Below are 2,760 nucleotides of genomic sequence, written 5' to 3' on the forward strand. Positions count from 1 at the left end.
CACCAGGGGTGTGGATCAAGGAGCGGAGCTGGGGCACGTACGTCATCCGCAAGGAGACCGCCACCGTCCCCGGCGCACCACGGTTTCCGGGCGATTCCGCCACACATGTGCACGTGGGCATCGTCCACCGCGGCCGCCAGCTCGTCGGGATGCCAGTGGTTGACAAACGTCATCCCGGGATCGAGCAACTCCATCCCGTCGAAGAAACGCCCTACATCATCCCCAACTGGTCCGTCGTAACCGCCAGAGACCGGTCGCGAGCTGGGCGAACGTCGCCGGGTTCGGCGCCTGCTCCGCGGCCACCTCTGGATGTTCCGGACCAGCGCGCACGACCTCGTCCGCCGCCCGCGATACCGCCGCAACCTACTCTTCAGGCCAGCTCGACCGTGCGATGCGAAACTCCCGGGGATATCGCCACTGGCGCAGAGCCACCCCGATATCGAGCGTGCGCCGGCCGTCAGCCTCTGATGCCCCGCGGACGCTCGCCGCGACGCCAACCGAGTTTGACGAGGTCCGCCAGCGGCGGGAAGGTCCTGACCCGCGTCCATTCTCGTTGGTTGACCACACCGACGTCGGCGCCGATCGCGACCAGGCCGAGAACTACGCCAAGAAAAAGCATACCTGCCACCGTTCCACCCGTCAGCCGGATGACGACAGACGCGATTACGAAGTACAGCAAGCGGCGCAGGAAACGGTACCGTCCTGTTCGGCTATCCCGGCGCACGCAGATCGCACAGCACGGGACATTGACCATCTGTGTCCGCCATCGCACGGTGGTTCCGCTGCCGTAGCGCACCCGCGTCACGTCCTTGTGCAGCCCTACCTTGCGAGGTGCCCCGGAATCCGCCCGCTCTTTCTTGCAGGTCCAGCAGATGCGGTAGATGGTGGCGGCGGTCGCGCGAATCTTTCTACCGAAATCGGTGGTGGCGATGGTCGCGTACATCTTGTCGGCGAGATAGGTGGTGACGGTCACGAGAATCCTGCTGTTCTCGGCCAGTCGGTCCTGGGCCGATGCCGACACCGCGATTCTCCTGGCCTGCTCCACCACCGCCGCCATCCGCAGGTATGCCTTCATATCACCCACGTCGAGGGCGGCCCCCTCTCGCCTCTGGTCGAACACCAGCACGCACCGTAAGGCGACAAGAGCGACTTCGTCGTGCGCATGGACCCGGACCGGTTCGTCGTCGGGCAGCAGGAAGTCGAGTTCCCCAAGAATGCCTTCGCTGTCCGCGAGGAGGCGTTCAGCATGGTCGATGCCATCCGATGGCGTACCGACGACGGCCTGAATCGTGGCGGTGCACAGCGTGCTGATCCTGGTCGTCATCGGCTGGCTGGCGCTCCGCAGCGCAGCCTCGACGTTTCCCAGCCTTGATTGTCGCAGCGCCGCGAGCTGCATCCGGGCGCGCTCGCGGTCGCCGCCGCGGATGGCCGTGGCCGCCAGCTCCGCACCGATCGACAGGATGACGCCCGGGAGCGCCGAGCGCATGTCGGCGGCCAGGCTCTCGTCCAGTCAAGCGTCCGCGGTGCGCCTGATCTGCGCGGCGAGACGGTCCCAGATCCGCCCGTCCCGCAGGACGTCCGTCCAGCGGCGATACACCTGCGCCCAGTCAGGCTGGCCGACAGCCTGAGCATCGCCGCGCGCCAGCGCACTGCCGGGCGCAAGCTCGGTGTCGAGCGCCCGCAGGTGTTCCAACACCGCCAAGTTGTGTGCGCCGGTCCCGCTGTCGTCGGTGCTGCCGCTGTCGTCGGTGCTGCCGGTGGACACGGACCAGTGCGTGGCTGCGGAGTCCGGATCGCCCGCGGCCAGGGCGACGAGCGCCTCGTCGTCCGTGGCGCCGAGCTGGGCAGGCCAGAACCAGAAGAACTCGTCGACCAGCCGCTCTCGAGAATCGCGGAGGCGGTCGAGGGCGGTGTACAGGTCGGCCGTCGTCGGAGCGGGCCGCACCGCCAGCGCGGGGGGCGTCAGGGCGGCTCCGCCGATCCTCTCGATGATCGCCAACTGATCGGCCATCCGGCGGATATCCCGGCCGCTGGACCCGATCGCCAGGCCGGTCAACCGGAACGCATTGCGCTGGTACAGCCGCGGCGACGCGACGTCCGACAATATGTTACGGTCGGTTCCGCGGTCCGGTGCGGCATCACGGGCCATCACATCATCACCCCTTTGCGCCACAGTCGGATCCGCGGCTCGAACCCGGCGCGGAGCCCGGGTCATTTGTTGACGGCCTCCTCCATGAGATCCGCAGCTTCGCCGAGCCGGCCCCGCCAGCTGACGTCACCGTCTGACTGGCCATATGGTGGCCATATGGCGCGCCGGGGCGTCGTCGGCCGTTTCGCGATGCTTTTTGCGTTCCGCCGAGGGTCGCCTTGATCTCCGGGGCGGACATCCTGATGTTGCGGAAAACCTTCATCGCCTGCCGGCCGAGAAAACGATACTCGGCCCGGTAGAGCTCAGCGAACGCGCCCCTACCCAACAGCCGATCGACCACATAAGTATCCCGGATGACCTGCCCATTGTGTAACAAGACCATGCGCGACACCTCCAAGATCAATCAAGATCGCAAGATGTGCTGCCTCACCAAGGGAGCCGACTGTCGGGTGGCCCACGCCGCGATCGGGACGAATGGTCAACCGCCATCCCGCGCCCGCAGGACGGGACGCAGGGCGTCCAGCACGGCGGCATCCTCGATGGTGGACGGCACGCCGGGCGCCCGACCGTCGGCGATCTCGCGCATGGTCCGGCGGAGGATCTTTCCGGAC

General features: G+C 67.3%; 3 protein-coding genes. All 3 read right to left on the reverse strand.

Annotated features, from left to right (window positions below; translation table 11 throughout):
* Window positions 1-548, reverse strand: a 548-nt coding sequence (locus U9980_RS27410) for an SAM-dependent methyltransferase (RefSeq protein WP_322770574.1), incomplete at its 3' end; no start/stop codon positions are given.
* Complete coding sequence (locus tag U9980_RS27415; RefSeq protein WP_322770575.1) at window positions 458-1,486, reverse strand: hypothetical protein; 1,029 nt, start codon at window positions 1,484-1,486, stop codon at window positions 458-460. The genes U9980_RS27415 and U9980_RS27410, both read right to left, overlap by 91 nt.
* A gap of 24 nt (window positions 1,487-1,510) precedes the next feature.
* Window positions 1,511-2,173: a hypothetical protein gene (locus U9980_RS27420; protein ID WP_322770576.1), complete on the reverse strand. Its 663-nt coding sequence runs from the start codon at window positions 2,171-2,173 to the stop codon at window positions 1,511-1,513.
* Between the last annotated feature and the right edge of the window lie 587 nt (window positions 2,174-2,760).

This window comes from Protofrankia sp. Cr1 (assembly GCF_963555865.1).
Lineage (GTDB): Bacteria > Actinomycetota > Actinomycetes > Frankiales > Frankiaceae > Protofrankia.